At 61.0% G+C, this 15,354-nt stretch carries 11 protein-coding genes and 1 pseudogene; 9 read left to right on the top strand and 3 right to left on the bottom strand.

Going from position 1 to position 15,354, the window contains the following annotated elements:
* The 9 genes from EN750_RS02375 to EN750_RS02330 all read left to right on the top strand — a co-directional run.
* The coding region (locus EN750_RS02375) for a branched-chain amino acid ABC transporter permease (RefSeq protein WP_145967368.1) at positions 1-601 on the top strand (601 nt) is incomplete at its 5' end.
* Entirely contained in the window at positions 598-1,626 is a 1,029-nt protein-coding gene (locus tag EN750_RS02370) for a branched-chain amino acid ABC transporter permease (RefSeq protein WP_127395525.1), read from the top strand. The genes EN750_RS02375 and EN750_RS02370, both read left to right, overlap by 4 nt.
* A 49-nt stretch (positions 1,627-1,675) precedes the next feature.
* On the top strand, positions 1,676-2,923 hold the full coding sequence (locus EN750_RS02365; RefSeq protein ID WP_127395524.1) for an ABC transporter substrate-binding protein: 1,248 nt from the start codon (positions 1,676-1,678) through the stop codon (positions 2,921-2,923).
* A 41-nt stretch (positions 2,924-2,964) separates the two neighbouring features.
* Entirely contained in the window at positions 2,965-3,735 is a 771-nt protein-coding gene (locus EN750_RS02360; protein WP_127395526.1) for an ABC transporter ATP-binding protein, read from the top strand.
* The gene (locus EN750_RS02355) at positions 3,728-5,935 is read left to right on the top strand and encodes an ABC transporter permease (RefSeq protein WP_127395523.1); all 2,208 of its coding nucleotides are present in this window, start codon (positions 3,728-3,730) and stop codon (positions 5,933-5,935) included. Before EN750_RS02360 ends, EN750_RS02355 begins: the two co-directional genes overlap by 8 nt.
* Positions 5,936-6,016: 81 nt before the next feature.
* A complete protein-coding gene (locus tag EN750_RS02350) occupies positions 6,017-8,206 on the top strand; it encodes a flotillin family protein (RefSeq protein ID WP_127395522.1) in 2,190 nt (729 codons plus the stop codon).
* Positions 8,207-8,223: 17 nt separating this feature from the next.
* Positions 8,224-8,661: an SRPBCC family protein gene (locus EN750_RS02345; protein ID WP_127395521.1), complete on the top strand. Its 438-nt coding sequence runs from the start codon at positions 8,224-8,226 to the stop codon at positions 8,659-8,661.
* Positions 8,662-8,670: 9 nt separating this feature from the next.
* Entirely contained in the window at positions 8,671-10,185 is a 1,515-nt protein-coding gene (locus tag EN750_RS02340; RefSeq protein WP_127395520.1) for a zinc-binding dehydrogenase, read from the top strand.
* A 1,132-nt stretch (positions 10,186-11,317) separates the two neighbouring features.
* Complete coding sequence (locus tag EN750_RS02330; protein ID WP_189526010.1) at positions 11,318-11,848, top strand: GNAT family N-acetyltransferase; 531 nt, start codon at positions 11,318-11,320, stop codon at positions 11,846-11,848.
* 375 nt (positions 11,849-12,223) lie between these two features.
* Here EN750_RS02330 and EN750_RS40375 read toward each other — a convergent pair.
* From EN750_RS40375 to ugpC, 3 genes and pseudogenes are all read right to left on the bottom strand, one after another.
* A pseudogene (locus EN750_RS40375) lies at positions 12,224-12,313 on the bottom strand (SAM-dependent methyltransferase); the annotation flags it as partial.
* A gap of 27 nt (positions 12,314-12,340) precedes the next feature.
* Positions 12,341-14,317, bottom strand: a complete 1,977-nt coding sequence (locus tag EN750_RS02320) for a hypothetical protein (RefSeq protein ID WP_127395518.1) — start codon at positions 14,315-14,317, stop codon at positions 12,341-12,343.
* Positions 14,314-15,354 (bottom strand): sn-glycerol-3-phosphate ABC transporter ATP-binding protein UgpC (ugpC, locus tag EN750_RS02315; protein ID WP_127395517.1); only part of this gene is annotated, 1,041 nt, incomplete at its 5' end. The genes ugpC and EN750_RS02320, both read right to left, overlap by 4 nt.

Raw genomic sequence — 15,354 nt, 5'->3', positions numbered from 1 at the left:
CGGCATCTCCATTGTCGCTGCCGACCTGATGCTTGCCGTCTGGGCCGGCGGCACTTACCAGATCGCGGTGCCGGAATGGCTGGACGGTGCAGTGACCTTGCCGGTTATAACGGCAGTCCGATCCAACGGCGCATCGGTCTTTCTTACCTACCCATTTTATCGGATAGCCGTGCTGGCCGCCGCCATCGTCATTGGCATCGGCCTGTGGCTGATGCTGAACAAGACCCGCATCGGCATGATGATCCGCGCCGGCGTCGACGACCGCGCGATGCTCTCGGCGTCCGGCGTCAACGTGCATGCGGTCTTTGCCATCGTCTTTGCGGTCGGCGCCGGACTTGCCGGCTTTGCCGGCGTCGTTGGCGGATCGGCGCTGTCCGTCGCGCCGGGCGAAGACATTCGTTACCTGCTGGCCTCGCTCGTGGTTGTCATCGTTGGCGGGATGGGCTCGATATCAGGCGCAGCCATAGGCGCGCTTCTCATTGGTCTGGCCGAGCAACTCGGCCTCGTCTACTTCCCGACCTATGGCGTCGTGCTGACCTTCATCATCATGGTCGTGACACTTGCGATCCGGCCGCAAGGCATCATGGGCAAATCACGATGACCATAAGCCTCCAATCCACGCCCGTCGCAACCCAGCCAAACTGGCTGGACAAAATTGGCGCGGGCCACATTCTCCTCGGCATCGCGCTGGTTCTGTATCCGTTGGTGGCGTCGGATTTCTTCCTGACGCAGATCGGCGGCTACTCCTTGATCTTTGGCATGCTTGGGCTGTCGTTGATGATGCTCGCCGGCTACGGCGGCATGGTCAGCCTGGCTCAGATCACCGTTGCCGGCATCGCTGCCTATTGCATCGCGATCTTCGGCGACAACAACAGCCATCTTCTTGGCTTTGGCTGGCCGTGGTGGATTGCAGCCCCGGTTGCGATCCTGATCGCGGCGATCGCCTCGTCCCTGATCGGATGGATATCGGTCCGCACCGAAGGCATCTACACCATCATGATCACGCTGGCGATTGCCACCGCCACCTTCTACTTCGCGCAGCAGAACTACGCGATCTTCAATGGTCATTCGGGCTATGCCGGCATACGCGCCCCAGCTTTCTGGGGCGTGAACTGGCGCGATCCGAAGGCGTTCTATTATCTGTGCCTTGGGTTCTCGGTGCTCGCCTATGCCGCGATCCTCTACGGCTCCAGGTCAACGTTCGGGCTGACCCTGCAGGCGATCCGTGACAATCCGCGCCGGATGCGCGCTCTGGGCTTCAACGTCACCGCGCACAAGGTGTTCGCCTGGTTCCTGGCCGGCATCATAGGTGGCTTGGCCGGTGTGCTCCTGGTCTGGTTCAACGGCCGCGTCTCGCCCGGCACCATAGGTGTGGACGCTGCAATCGATGTTCTGATCATCGCTGTCATTGGCGGCCTGCGGCATCCGATCGGGCCGTTCCTTGGCGCCCTCGTCGTCGTCCTGATGCAGACGTTCGCGATCGATCTCGTCGGGGCCGAGCGTTTCAACACGCTGATCGGCCTGGTCTTCCTGGTGATCGTTTTCATTTCACCAGACGGAATTCTTGGGTTGTGGGCAAAGTTCAAGCCCAACTTTTCTCAGGAGTCCTTGCGCCCCGGCCTGTGACGGCCGGGCGGAATGAACTGCATAACTCTGTCAATCAAGGGAGGAAATAATGAAGATGCACAGACGCACATTACTGGCTTTGGCATTGGCGAGCGGACTGACCGCTCCGTCCTTGGCTCTCGCTGCTGACGACACCATCAAGATTGGTCTGCTTGCGACCTTCGAAGGGCCCTTCACGGTGCTTGGCGAAGATAGCGAGCGCGGCGCAATGACTGCCGTGGAAGAGGTCGCCGGCACCGTGGCCGGCAAAAAAATCGAGATCGTCAAGGGATCGTCCGATGCGTCGCCCGACAGTGCGGTGCGCGCAGCCCGCAAGCTGGTCGAACAGGATGGCGTCAAGGTTCTGATCGGCCCGCTTTCTGGTGACGAAGGCCTGGCCGTCAAGGACTATGCCAAGACCCAGCCGACCGTCACGTTCCTGAATGGCGCCTCTGCTGCCCAGGACACGACTTTCCGGGATCCTGCCCCGAACTTCTTCCGCTTTGGAACCGATGGCGCGCAGTGGATGGCAGGCCTCGGCACTTACGCCTTCAAGGACAAGGGCTACAAGACCGTAGCAACCGTCGCGGAGGACTATTCGTTTCCCTACACGCAGGTGTTCGGCTTCATGGCTGAATTCTGCAAGGCAGGTGGACACGTGCCGTCGAAGTCCTGGGTGCCGATCGGCAACAAGGATTTCTCCTCGGTCATCGCTGCCATCCCCGACAATGTCGACGCAATCTATGTGGCACTTGGCGGTGCAGATGCCGTGAACTTCCTGACTCAATACCAGCAGTCCGGCGGTGCGGCCCCGCTGATCGGTGGCTCGATCACTGTCGATCAGACAGTGCTCACGGCCAAGGGCAAGCTGCGTGACGTGCTCGTTGGAACGCCTTCGGCCGGTCCGACGGCCGACACGAATGACAACCCTTCCTGGACCAAGTTTGTCGAGGCTTACAAAAAGCAGCCAGGTGCATTCCCGTCGCCGTCGCTGTTTGCCCACGCCTACTACATCAACATGAAAGCCGCGCTGCTTGGCCTCGACAAGGTCGGTGGCGATGTGTCGGATGGTGGTGCGAAGCTCCGCGAAACCCTTTCGTTGCTCTCTTTTGAGACGCCGACGGGCAAGGTTTCGCTCGACAAGAACCGCAATGCGATTGCCGACATCTTCCTGACGGAGGTGACTGAAAACGAAGACGGGACGCTGTTGAACAAGCTGATCAAAGTGGTTCCGCAGGTAAACCAGACACTCGGCATCGCTGAAGCGGACTTCACTGCGCTGGGCGCGGTGAGCCGCGACAATCCGAGCTGCCCATAATCGGTCGAACGCAGGAGCGCGCGCCAGTGGCCGAGAATGACATGGCTTCCCGTCTGCAAGGAACCGGTGCTTACGCACTGGAACTGGACGGCGTCGCGCGTCACTTCGGTGCTCTGGTGGCGCTCTCCGGCATCAATATGAGGATCGCGGCCGGTGAACGGCGCGCGGTCCTCGGCTCCAACGGCGCCGGCAAGACGACGCTTTTCAACGCGGTGACCGGCGACTTCTTGCCAACCGCAGGGCGCATCCGTTTCTTCGGCGAAGACATAACCGATCTGCCCGCACATGAACGCATCAGGCGTGGCTTGCGGCGGACCTACCAGATTTCGCAGCTGTTCAAGGGGCTGTCGGTTCTGGATTCGATCTTCCTAGCGTGCCGTGGAGTGTCGCGCCGCCGGTTCTCATTGCTTCGGCCGCGGTTGAATGACGTCAACAGGGTTCAGGCCGAGTCGATCCTCCACGCCGTGCATCTGGACGGCGACCGCGACGCGTTGGTGGCGACGCTAAGCCATGGTCAGCAAAGACAGCTGGAGATCGCTCTGGCGCTCGCCGGCGCACCGCGTTTCATACTGTTCGACGAACCCGCAGCCGGTCTGTCCCCGACAGAGCGCCGTGATCTGGTTGCGATCCTGAACGGCCTTCCCAAGCACATCGGCTATGTCATCATCGAGCATGATCTCGACGTGGCGCTTCGTGTCTCCGAATATGTCTCGATGATGCACAATGGCCGACTGTTCAAGGAAGGCACGCCCCAGGAGATCGAGGCCGATCCTGAGGTCCAGGAAATCTACCTTGGAGGCAAGCATGGCTGAGCGCGCCGCTTCCTCAGGCAAGGCGGTTCTCAAGATCGAGGACCTTCAGGTCTACTATGGCCAAAGTCATGCGCTGCAGGGCGTCTCGCTGACTTTGGAAACCGGCGTGTTGTCGGTCGTCGGCCGCAATGGCATGGGCAAGACGACACTGTGCAACACCATCACTGGCCTGAAGCGCGCACAATCCGGTTCCATTCGAGTCAACGGTCGAGAGATATCATCGCTCGAACCGCACGAGATCCACCGCCTCGGCGTCGGCTACGTCCCGCAAGGCAGGCGAGTCTGGCCAAGCCTGTCCGTGGATGAGCATTTGCGGATGTCGTCGAAACGCGACGCCAACTGGACGGTCGAGCGTGTCTACCAGACCTTTCCGCGCCTGGCGGAACGCAAGAGCAATGGCGGCTCTCAACTGTCGGGTGGCGAGCAGCAGATGCTGGCCATTTCGCGTGCGCTGCTGAGCGACCCTAAACTGCTGGTCATGGATGAGCCGACCGAAGGGCTGGCGCCGGTCATTGTCGAACAGGTCGAGCGCATGCTCGTCAGCCTGGCGGAAGAAGGCGAGATGGCGATCCTCGTCATCGAACAGAATATCGGTGTTGCAACGGCGGTGTCGGACCGCGTCGCGATCATGGTCAACGGGCGCATCAACCGGGTCATGGAAGCCTCGGCTCTTGCTGCCGATCGCGACTTGCAGCAACGCCTGCTCGGCGTTGGCCGCCACTCCGATGAACCTGCTGTTTCTCCAGCCGCAATTGCCGAAGCGCAAGAGCAACTGGCGGAGGTCTACCGCATTGATCGGGCAGGCACACGCACAGAGCCGGTGGTTCAGAATGGGGTCTTTCGTCCGGTCACTGAGCTGCCAAACCGGTGGAACGTGCCGGTTGCAGCCATGCGCCAAGCGGCAGTCGAAAAACACAATCCTCGAGACGAACTGAAAAAGGTCTTCGCCATCCCCTTCGCCGAGCGGATCGGCCGCACCGTTCTTGTCGCCGGAACGTTCGACACGAAGGCGAAGGAACTGCGGTTCGTGGCCGATCGTCTGAAATCGCTGGGGATCCCCGTTCGCACAGTCGACCTCTCCACCTCGGGAAGACCGTCGAGCGCGGACGTTCCCGCTATGCAGGTCGCAGGCATGCATGCGCGAGGATCGGCGGCGGTGTTTTCGAATGACCGCGGTAGCTCGGTCGCGGCAATGGCCGAGGCCTTTGCCCGCTGGATCGAACGCGAGCCACGCCTCGGCGGGGTGATTTCAGCCGGCGGCTCAGGTGGAACGACTATGGCCACCGCCGGTATGCGCGCCCTGCCGGTAGGCATCCCCAAACTGATGGTGTCCACTGTCGCAGCCGGCGACGTCGGCAAATATGTCGGTGGCGCCGATATCATGATGTTCCACTCGGTCGCAGATGTTCAGGGCCTCAACTCGATCACCGAGGCCGTCCTGGGCAACGCTGCGCACGCTATGGCGGGTATGGTCGCACAGTTGCCTTCCGGCGAAGCCTGGGAGGCCAAACGAAAGCTGGCACGTCCGGCTGTCGGCATCACCATGTTTGGCGTCACCACACCCGCAGTGCAGGCCGTGACCAAACGTTTGGAAGCGGATTATGACTGCCTGGTTTTCCACGCGACAGGCATTGGTGGCCGGGCCATGGAGAACCTCGCCGATTCCCGAATGCTGTCGGCCTTCATCGACCTGACAACGACTGAAATAGCCGACATGGTGGTCGGCGGCGTGTTCCCGGCAAGCGACGATCGCTTCGGTGCGGCGATACGCACGGGCTTGCCCTATGTCGGATCCACCGGCGCGCTAGACATGGTCAATTTCGGTCCGCGCGACAGTGTGCCGGAGAAATTCAAAAGTCGGAAGTTCGTCGTCCACAATCCCAACGTCACCCTGATGCGCACCACCAGGGACGAAAACCGGCAGTTTGGCGAATGGATCGGCGCGCGGCTGAATTCCATGAACGGGCCTGTGCGCTTTCTCCTGCCCGAAGGCGGCGTCTCGATGCTCGACGCACCCGGCCAGCCATTCCACGATCCGGAAGCCGACAATGCGCTGTTCGAGGCGATCCAGAAAACCGTGCGCCAGACCTCACTGCGTGTGGTTCAGCGGGTCCGATCCAACATCAACGATGCGCCATTCATCGATGCGGTGATCACTGCATTCCATGCAATCGGACCGAAACTGCAGAGGCGCGCATGACCCGATCTGCAGTTCGACAGCTTCAAGAAAATCAAGCCGGTCGGCTTCGGTCGATCGCATCCTGTTTGGGAGGGTAGAAAAATGGCCGCGCAGACTTTTGGCACGTTCCTTTTGTGGTTGATCGTCGCCGCGATCATCGTCGTGATTGCTGTCTATATCCTGCGATGGCTGTATCGCCGCTCCACCAAGGAAACTGCGTTCGTGCGAACCGGTTTCATGGGCGAGAAAGTGGTCGTCAATGGCGGCGCTTTCGTCATACCGGTCCTGCACGAAATAACTCCCGTCAACATGAACGTGCTGCGCATCGAGGTGCGTCGCGAAGACGCTCACGCGTTGATCACCAAGAACCGGATGCGCGTCGACCTGATCGCCGAGTTCTTCGTGCGGGTCGGAGCAAGCCGCGAATTGGTCGCCGCCGCCGCGCAAACACTTGGTCGACGCACATTGCAGCCTGAAAGCCTGCGCGAATTGCTTGAGGGAAAATTCGCTGGCGCTATGCGCACGATCGCTGCGCAGATGAGCCTGGAGGAAATGCACGAGTTGCGCGGCGACTATGCGGCCAAGGTGCGCACGCTTGCCTCCGAATCGCTAGCCGCAAACGGCCTCGAACTTGAGAGTGTCGCTATCGTCGACCTCGACCAGACCAGCCTTGAGTATTTCGATCCGTCCAACGCTTTCGATGCCGAGGGTCTGACGCAACTGACGGAATCCATCGAAACTCGCCGCCGGATGCGCAACGAGATTGAACAGCGCACCCTCGTCGATATCCGCAACCAGAACCTCGATACGCAGCGCAAGGTTTTGGAGATCGACCGTGACACCGAATATGCCCGGCTCGAACAGGAGCGCGAGGTCGAAATCCGTCGTGCGTCGCAACGTTCTGAGCTGGCCATAGAGCGCGCGCTCCGCGACCAGGAATCGGAACAGGCGCAGTTGTCCTCGCGCGAAGCCGTCGAAAAATCCCGGCTGAATCAGGAAAGGAACATCACGGAAGAGCGTATCAAGAGCGAAGAGGACACACAGCGGCGCGAGATCGCCCGCCGCCGATCCCTCGATGAAACTGAGATGAAAATGCGCGAATTGACAGAGCGGGAGCAGATCGCCCTGGAATTGTCGCTGGAAAAGGCCCGCATCGAGCGCGAAGGCGCGCAGAGCGGACTGGAGATCGAGCGCAAAAAGGTGCTCGAGATCGCGGAGCTTGAGCGACAGATCGCGTTGGCAGAGAAGGCGCTGGAAGTCACGAAGGCAGAGGCTGAAAAGCGCCGCGCCGAGATTGTTGAGAACCAGGCCACGGAAACCGCGCGCATCGCGCAGGAGCGCGCCATTGACGAGGTGAGGATCGCTCGCGAGCGCCACCTTGAAGCGTTGCAGATCGCCAAGCGCCAAGCGTTCGAGGAAGCCGAGATTTCTGCCGGCGAAGAGGTGGAACGCGCCCGCATCACCACCGAGCGCGGCATTGAGGAGGCCCGCTTGATCAAGGATCGCGACATGCGCCAGCTCGGTGTCGATCGCGACCAGAAGATCGAGATCGCCGAGATCCAGAAGGCTATCGACATCGCCAAGAAAACACAGGAGCGTTCGTCCGCGATCGCCGCATCGGAAGCCGTTCGTGCAAAGGCCATTCAGGCGGAGGAACAGGCCTTCACCGCCCGTGAGCGCGAGATTGCCGAGCGCCGCAAGCTGACCGATCTCATCGGCGCCGCCCGGGAAGCCGAGCGCGATGCCCTGCGCATCACCTCGGCCGCCGACGCCGAGATGAAGGCGGCCAAGAGCCTGGCGGAAGCGCAGAAGATCGCTGCTGTCGCTTCGGCGGAAGCGGAGAAGATCCATGCCCTGGCCGCAGCCCAGCGCTACGAGGTCGACGCCGCCGGTCACAGGCAGCTCAACGAGGCCGAGAACCTGCTTTCCGACGAAGCCCGCGCGGGGCGCCTGCGCGGCAAGTTGCTGGACCATATGGAAGGCATCATCCGCGAGAGCGTCAAGCCGATGGAGAAGATCGAAGGCATCAAGATCCTGCATGTCGAGGGCATCAACGGTGGCCAGGGCGGCAGCCGCAACGTCACCGACGAGGTCATCGATTCAGCGCTGCGTTACAGGGTGCAGGCGCCGATGATCGACAATCTGATGAAGGAGATCGGCATCGAGGGCGGATCGCTCGGCCGCATGACGGACGTTTTGCGAGACGCCAAGGACATAGCCAGCCTCAGCCGCGACAAGAAAGGCAAAGCAAAGAGCGGCAAGGAAACCGACGATGACGATCGCGACCAGTGAAGCCGTAGGGTTACCCAATGCCGAAGATCTATGTGTCGTCGACGATCAATGCGCCAGCTGTGGAAGTCTGGAAACTTGTCCGAAGCTTCAATGGCTTGCCAAGCTGGACGCCGTTCGTAGCGGAGAGCCGCATCGAACAGAACGCGCATCCGGACCAGATCGGCTGCATTCGCAATTTCACGCTGAAGGACGGCGGCCGGATCAGGGAGAAACTGCTGGCTCTGTCTGACTACGACCTATCCTGCAGCTATGCGATGCTGGAAAGCCCTATGGGGATCGAGAACTACATAGCCACACTCTCCCTGACCCCTGTCACCGACGGCAACATGACGTTCGCCGAATGGCAGGCCGAGTTCGACTGTGCACCCGAGCGTGAAAGCGTATTGATGCAGCAGATCGGCACGGGCGTATTCCAGAGCGCCTTCACGGCGCTCAAACAGCGCTTCGCGCGCTGACATCGACGAATGGTCAAGGTTTGCCAGAGCACGATCATCAACGCGCCTGTCCAGGACGTCTGGTCTGTTCTGCGCGATTTTAACGGGCATGAGCGCTGGCATCCGGCAATTTCCTTCAGCGAGATCGAGGGCGGTGATGCGGCCGATGCGATCGGCGCCGTGCGCCATTTCCGGCTTGCGGATGGCAGCGAACTGCGCGAACAACTCCTGGCATTGTCCGACAAGGATCGACGGCTGAGCTACTGCCTGCTGGAAGCGCCGTTGCCCTTGATGGGGTATGTCGCGTCGATCCGGCTGAAGCCGGTAACGGACGGCAACGCCACCTTCTGGGAATGGTCATCAGAGTTTCATCCGCCAGCGCATCGCCGTGATGAACTCGTCAAGCTGGTTACTGAAGGCATCTACCTCGCCGGTTTTGAGGCGGTCCGCCGGCTCTTGAACGGAAGGCCTATTGGCGACCCAACCCAGGCTAGGTCACAGCAACCAGTGCCGGAGTTGATCCCCGAGAGGCGCCAGCTGGAGCCACCTGGAGCCAGCGCCCAGGGCACACGGACCAAAGCGATCCTCGTCGAGCGCCACGGAGGACCGGAGGTTCTGCGGCTTGCGGAGATCGGCTTGGCGCCGCCATCGCGTGGCGAGGTCCAGATCCGTCACACATTCATTGGGGTCAACTTCATCGACGTCTATTGCAGGACCGGCTATTTCGATCTCCTGCAGCCGCCAGCCGTTCCAGGCATGGAAGCCGCAGGCGTCATTGCAGCGGTCGGCCCCGAAGTTTCGGGCTTTTCAGTCGGCGACCGGATTGCTTACGCATGCCCGCCGGTCGGCTCATACTGCGAACGACGCAACATGGCACCGGACCTTTTGGTTCACTTGTCGGACGATATTGCCGATGCAACTGCCGCGGCAGGTCTGTTGAAAGGCATTACCGCGAGCTTCCTGCTCCACGACGTCTATCCCGTGAAGCCCGGGTCCTTCGTGCTCATCCATGCGGCAGCTGGCGGGGTCGGCCAGTTGCTGATGCAATGGGCACGCCATCTCGGCGCGACGGTGATCGCCACCGTCTCGAGCGACGACAAGGCCCGGATCGTGGAACGCCTCGGCGCCCATCACGTGATCGTCTACTCCAGAGAGAATTTCGCCGAGGCCGTCATGCGTTTGACCGAAGGCAAGGGCGCAGATGTCGCCTATGACGCCGTCGGCAATGACACGTTCGGTGGATCGTTGGCCGCATTGGGTATCCGTGGCCATCTCGTCAGTTTCGGTCAGGCCTCGGGACCTGTGGGAAATTGGGACATCGGTAGGTTCTCTTCGAAGTCGATCACCATTTCCCGTCCGAACTACGCCCATTACACGGACAGCCCCGAAAAGCTTGGTCCTCACATCAACCGGTTTTTCGCAGCTTTGCGCCAAGGTGTGATCAAGATCGGCGCGCCCAGGCAATATGATCTGGCACGGGCTGCCGACGCTCATCGCGACCTCGAGGCTAGGAGGACAACCGGGGCACTTGTGCTGAGGGTGTGATAGTACTGCCCCCCGGTGCCTTCTGCAGGCGCTCTCAAGGTCCGCTTCTGACGAACGTCGAGTTGGGCTTTGACGACCTTTATTAGGCGCAAGGCCGCCGTTCACCTCTCCTTCTAGTCAGCGCTCCGGCCAGCAAAAAAGCGTCGAGGCCCCAACAGAGTGAAAATCGGTATTTCACATTGACGCGCAACCAGGTGATGAAGGTATGCCGCAGCTCATCATCGGCGACCGCAACAGCACCGGCCGCAGCGCCCAGCAGGAATGCAACGAGAGTTTCCTGAGCGCTCGTGCTGGGCCGTCCCGAGCGCCCAGCCAGGTGCTTGGACTTGCGGTTCGATAGCGCGCGAAGTGTGAGAAGCCGCGCGAGAAGAGCCCGGACCGCCGCGAGAATCCGGGACGCTGGCGGAAATTTCGCCGAACCGCGCCCGAAACAGACATCCGTTGCCACATTGTCGTCGTAACTTTCCGGTGGTGAGCATGAACGCCAAAGCGCGACCTCCTCCTAGGGCAAGCCCCCTCAGCTCCCTGCCGGTGGGGCTTTTCACATATTGAGACCTATATTTGTTGGCTCAAAGCATTGGTCATTGATGTGGTGGCAGCGCGCCTGGGCAGAGGAACTTGTCTTGAAGGCGAGTGAGACGCGTGCGATTAGCGAAACCCTTACGAGATGGTCACGCCGGAGATGTCGCCCAAGCACTCTTCAAGGCTGCTCGAAAGAGCATCCCAAAACGGCCAACAAGGATATCGCCAGAGCGGCGTTCTACTCGATTATGCCAATGCGGATCAGGAAACCGTCAAGGTCAGGAACCTGCAGGCATTCGCTCTCGCTGAGCGCCCCGGCCGGAGAATTAAACTAGGACAATCAGCGAATTCTGTAGGCTTGATCGTCTGCGGGAATTGGAGTGGCGCAAGCATTGGTCAACGGGGTTCCCTGCCGCGATCGCACCATAACGGCACGCCCACGAATCGGCCATTTAGGATAGGCGGCGGGCCTGAGCGTCCGCTTGGCCGGCGTCGAGACCCATAACTCCCAACCCTTGGCGCCGGCCGCCCTCTATGAACCCTGCCTTGCGAACGCGTTTGCATTGCGTAATGTTCAGCCGGGGCAATGGATTTCACAGGGGTTGGGCACGTGGCGAACGCCGATATTACACAGATCGACGCGGCAGGTCTGAACCGGGTCCGGGATCTGGCTCTGATCATCTGGCCAGCGCACTATGCGCCGTTGATCGGCGCCGACCTGATCCCACCAATGGTAGCGGACATGTATTCGCTTAACACGCTTGGCGCGGACATGCGCGAGCGAGGCCACCTGTACTGGATCGCCTCGGTTGACGGGAAAGATATTGGCTATGCGTCGGCCTACTTGAAAGACGGGCGGCTGTGGATCAAAAAGCTTTACCTGCTGCCGTCCGTTCGAGGCATGGGGCTGGGAAAGCAGCTTATCGCGACGATCAGAGACCATTACGGGAGGCAGCACCCGCAGGCCCTCTACGTAAGCGATCGCAATGAGACAGCCATCGCGTTCTACAAGTCGCAAGGCTTCACCGTCGAGAGCTTGGAGCCTGTGCAGATGGGCCCTTATCATTTCGAGGATTATGTGATGGTACGCCCTGGAGAGATTGCCTTGCCCCAGTCTCGTCCGGACGTGCCGCCCTACTGAATGGCGCAGTAGCCAACCCCCTTTTGACCCCGTTACCAGCTATCCGAACAAAAGGGCTACAGGTGCACTTCGCGGAGCCCGTTCGTTTTGCCGCTACTCGTGTCCGTTTCGTGCGTCGTGATGACGATCAGGTAGGCGGGCCGGTCAGCGGGCGCTTGGGGCTGATCGGCAGAAAGTCGGACCGGCGCCCTGGTGGCCGCCTGGCGTCAGATTGACCGATGGGCCAAAAAATCGTTCCACGGCCGGTCGACCGGTTCTTCCACAAGCGATCCCATAATTCCGGAGTGGTAAACCCGTGAAATGCCAGATAATTCCAGACGTACCAGTATGCATGTTATGCTACTTTTGTTTTTAGCAGCTATTTAGTAATGTGGATCAGCGCCCTTCCGGACTTTCCAGAATAGTCTTCAGCGAAACCTTGGCCGAGCCCGGTTTCAGCGGTTTCGGCTGCGAAGCGTCGGGCGATCAACGCCTCAATCCACCTACGCGGGGCTAAATCGAACACGAACCGTGCAGATCGACCCGCGCCACAGCGTAGGCGTCCAGAATTAATTGCTCATCCAACTGTCGTCCGAACCCTCCCATGAAGTTCGGATCGGCGGCCGCCCGCTCGAAATGGTCGGCAGAAAGAAGACAAATGCGCGCGCCGACCGGCATACCCGAAAGCCGCACGGATTGCCTCTTGGCAGTAAGGTTAGAAAGCCAAAGCGTCGTGCTCCCGTTTTTTTCGGCGGCGATCGCCGCGATGCTGTCAATTCCGGAAGTTCCCACCGACAGCAGACTGGCGCCACCGAGCTTTGATAGGCCTGCCATGATATGGAAAGCGGGATACACCATTGGGCCATCCTGTTGGTCGAACCACGGCTGCGCGAAATTGCCTCTCCTGTAGACGAAACCAAATGGGCCGGTGAAGTCACCGAAGGCGACGGCTTCGATGCCCTCGCGGGCGCAGGCCGCGAAATAGCCGACGATCCAAGCCGCATTGAATAGCCCGCGCTGGCGAGGATCGATGCGGGTGAGGCAGACGCGACCGTTCGCTTCGTTCTGCGCCGTGGAGGCTCCGTAAGGGTTCTCGCGGCAGCCGAGTTGACTGGGGCCCACACGCAGCGGCAAGCGTTCGCCCATGAAGGCACGGGCAGAGCGGATCAGATGGGGAATGACTTCAAGCGTCTCCATCACCGACACATCGTCTGCAGCGTGCACGCTTGGACAGGTGGTGAAGGTCGCGTAGTCGAGCGCCTCTCCTGGCGGGCGCTTGCGATTGAGCTCGGTGAAGTACGCGGCCATGCCGCCGCCCAGCGTTACACCCGGGAAAGCCCGGCGCGCCGCGGAGTAGTTTTCGTGGAAGCTTGGCATCGCCGGCCATGTTGCTCCCGGCTGTACCGATTTCATGTCCTGCGCCGGAAAGACGCAGACAGCCTCTGGAGCGAGGCCGAGGCGACGGACAGCGTCCGCGACCGGCTTCAACTCGCCGAACGGATCCAGCGTTCCCCTGGTTATGATCTCCAGTACGACGCTTGCCCCGATCAACCGGGTCAGCGCTGCGTAGCGTTCAAGTTCATCGTGACCGTGGCCGAGACGGAGATCGACCTGGCAGACCATCCACTGCGGAGCCAATTGCCGAATTAGATCGGAGGTTTCAAGGGCGTGCCTGGCTTCCCCGGCGGCGACGCCGACGCCAATGCGAGGCACTCGGCCGGCCGGTCCGCCAATTGTCACGTTGATCGGTGGGTTGGGGTTTTCAGACGTCCCCCTACAAAGCGTCCCCGACACATGAAGCCGGACGGCCTGCGTGAATTTCTCACCCTTGGGCAGTCTGTAGGGCCACGGGCGACGCAGGGGACGAACATAGGTCTTATAGGAGGCATCAGACCAGTTGCGTTGGTCCTCCATCTCAAAGGCATCACCATCCATGGTGCAGGTGGCCCAGATCCCAGGCGCGATCTCATGCGACAACGCGCGCACGTCAGTAAACGGACATTCAGGATCAATAACGTCTGGAAAAAGCGAAAGCCTTTCGAGACCATCCTGATGCAGCACCCTCACCGGCTTGCCGGCCAAAGCCGCGATCGGATGCAGCACGACGAAGCCGGTCCGGTTGGTCAAAAGGTCGGTCTCGGGCTCTGCTTCTGCCACAAACGACAGTGCGCCATCGCTACTGCCCGAGATCCGGGCCCGGTAAACCAGGCGGCCCGATGTTGCGGCACATGTTCCACGGTATTCAATGGCGAACGCATCCGGCCTCTCGTCGATCCGCAGATCATCGAGAACGGGGGTACATGTTCCCCAGTTTTCGTCCCGTACAAGGAACGAGATTCCGCGCAAAACCTCGATCGTCCCAATGCGGATGTAACGCAACGCCCCATTGTCGAACGCGAGCGACAGGGAGCCGGCGCGCAGTGTGCGCGGCGGTTCCTCGAGCTGTTCGGTGCCACACAAGCGGACTGCCAGAGAAGCTGTCGAGGTCAAAGTGCCCGCTCCGTCGTGGCGTCGAAGATCGATGCCCGTTTCATGTTGATGTCGATCGCCAGCTTCTCCCCAGGACGGCTGACGTCGTGCGCCTGCAACTCCGCCATCACCGGCGCACCCGCAAGTCGGAATGTCGCGTAGCTGCGCGAGCCGGTCGGCTGCAGCAGGTCGATTGTTGCCTCATAGCGAAACGTGCCCTGCGCCGGCGTGGCAGTGTGCGCACGAGTGAGGTGCTCCGGTCTCAACCCGAGCAGCACCTTCTGTCCGTCTGCGACGCCCTGCAGCCCCCTGCCGGGCGCTAAAGGCAGCAGTGCGTCCGCGAGCCGGATGGCGGCGGTGCTTCCCTCCAAGGCAAGGGTGCCTGGCAGGAAGCTCATCCGCGGCGAACCCAGGAACCCAGCGACGAAGGTCGAGGCTGGGCGCTCGAACAACTCGAGTGGCGCGCCCTGCTGCTCTATCAGGCCGTCGCGCATCAGCACGATGCGGTCAGCCAACGTCATTGCTTCGATCTGGTCATGGGTGACGTAGATCATCGTTGTGGCAATGTCCTGGTGAAGGCGTTTGATCTCGCCGCGCATTTCGTCGCGAAGCTGTGCGTCGAGATTGGACAGCGGCTCGTCGAACAAAAAGATGCGGGGGTTGCGGACTATGGCGCGGCCGATGGCGACGCGCTGGCGCTGGCCACCGGACAGTTGGCGCGGAAAACGCCCCAGCAAGGGAGTGATGCCAAGCATGCGCGCCGCCTCGGCAACGCGCATCTCCACCTCTGGCTTCGGCATCTTGCGAGCCTTGAGGCCGAAGCCAATGTTCTTGGCCACGCTCATATGCGGATAGAGCGCATAATCTTGGAACACCATTGCCACGTCGCGGTCGCGCGGCCTGAAATCATTGACCACCTCGCCGCCGATCTCGATCGTGCCTTGTGAACTCTCCTCCAGTCCGGCGATGGTCCTCAACAGGGTGCTCTTGCCGCAGCCGGACGGACCAACCAGAACGGTGAACTCGCCGTCGCGGATGTGGAGGTCAATACCGCGCAC

This window comes from Mesorhizobium sp. M7A.F.Ca.ET.027.03.2.1 (assembly GCF_003999175.1).
In the GTDB taxonomy this organism is placed as follows: domain Bacteria; phylum Pseudomonadota; class Alphaproteobacteria; order Rhizobiales; family Rhizobiaceae; genus Mesorhizobium.
This window is presented reverse-complemented; position numbering and strand designations above follow the sequence as displayed.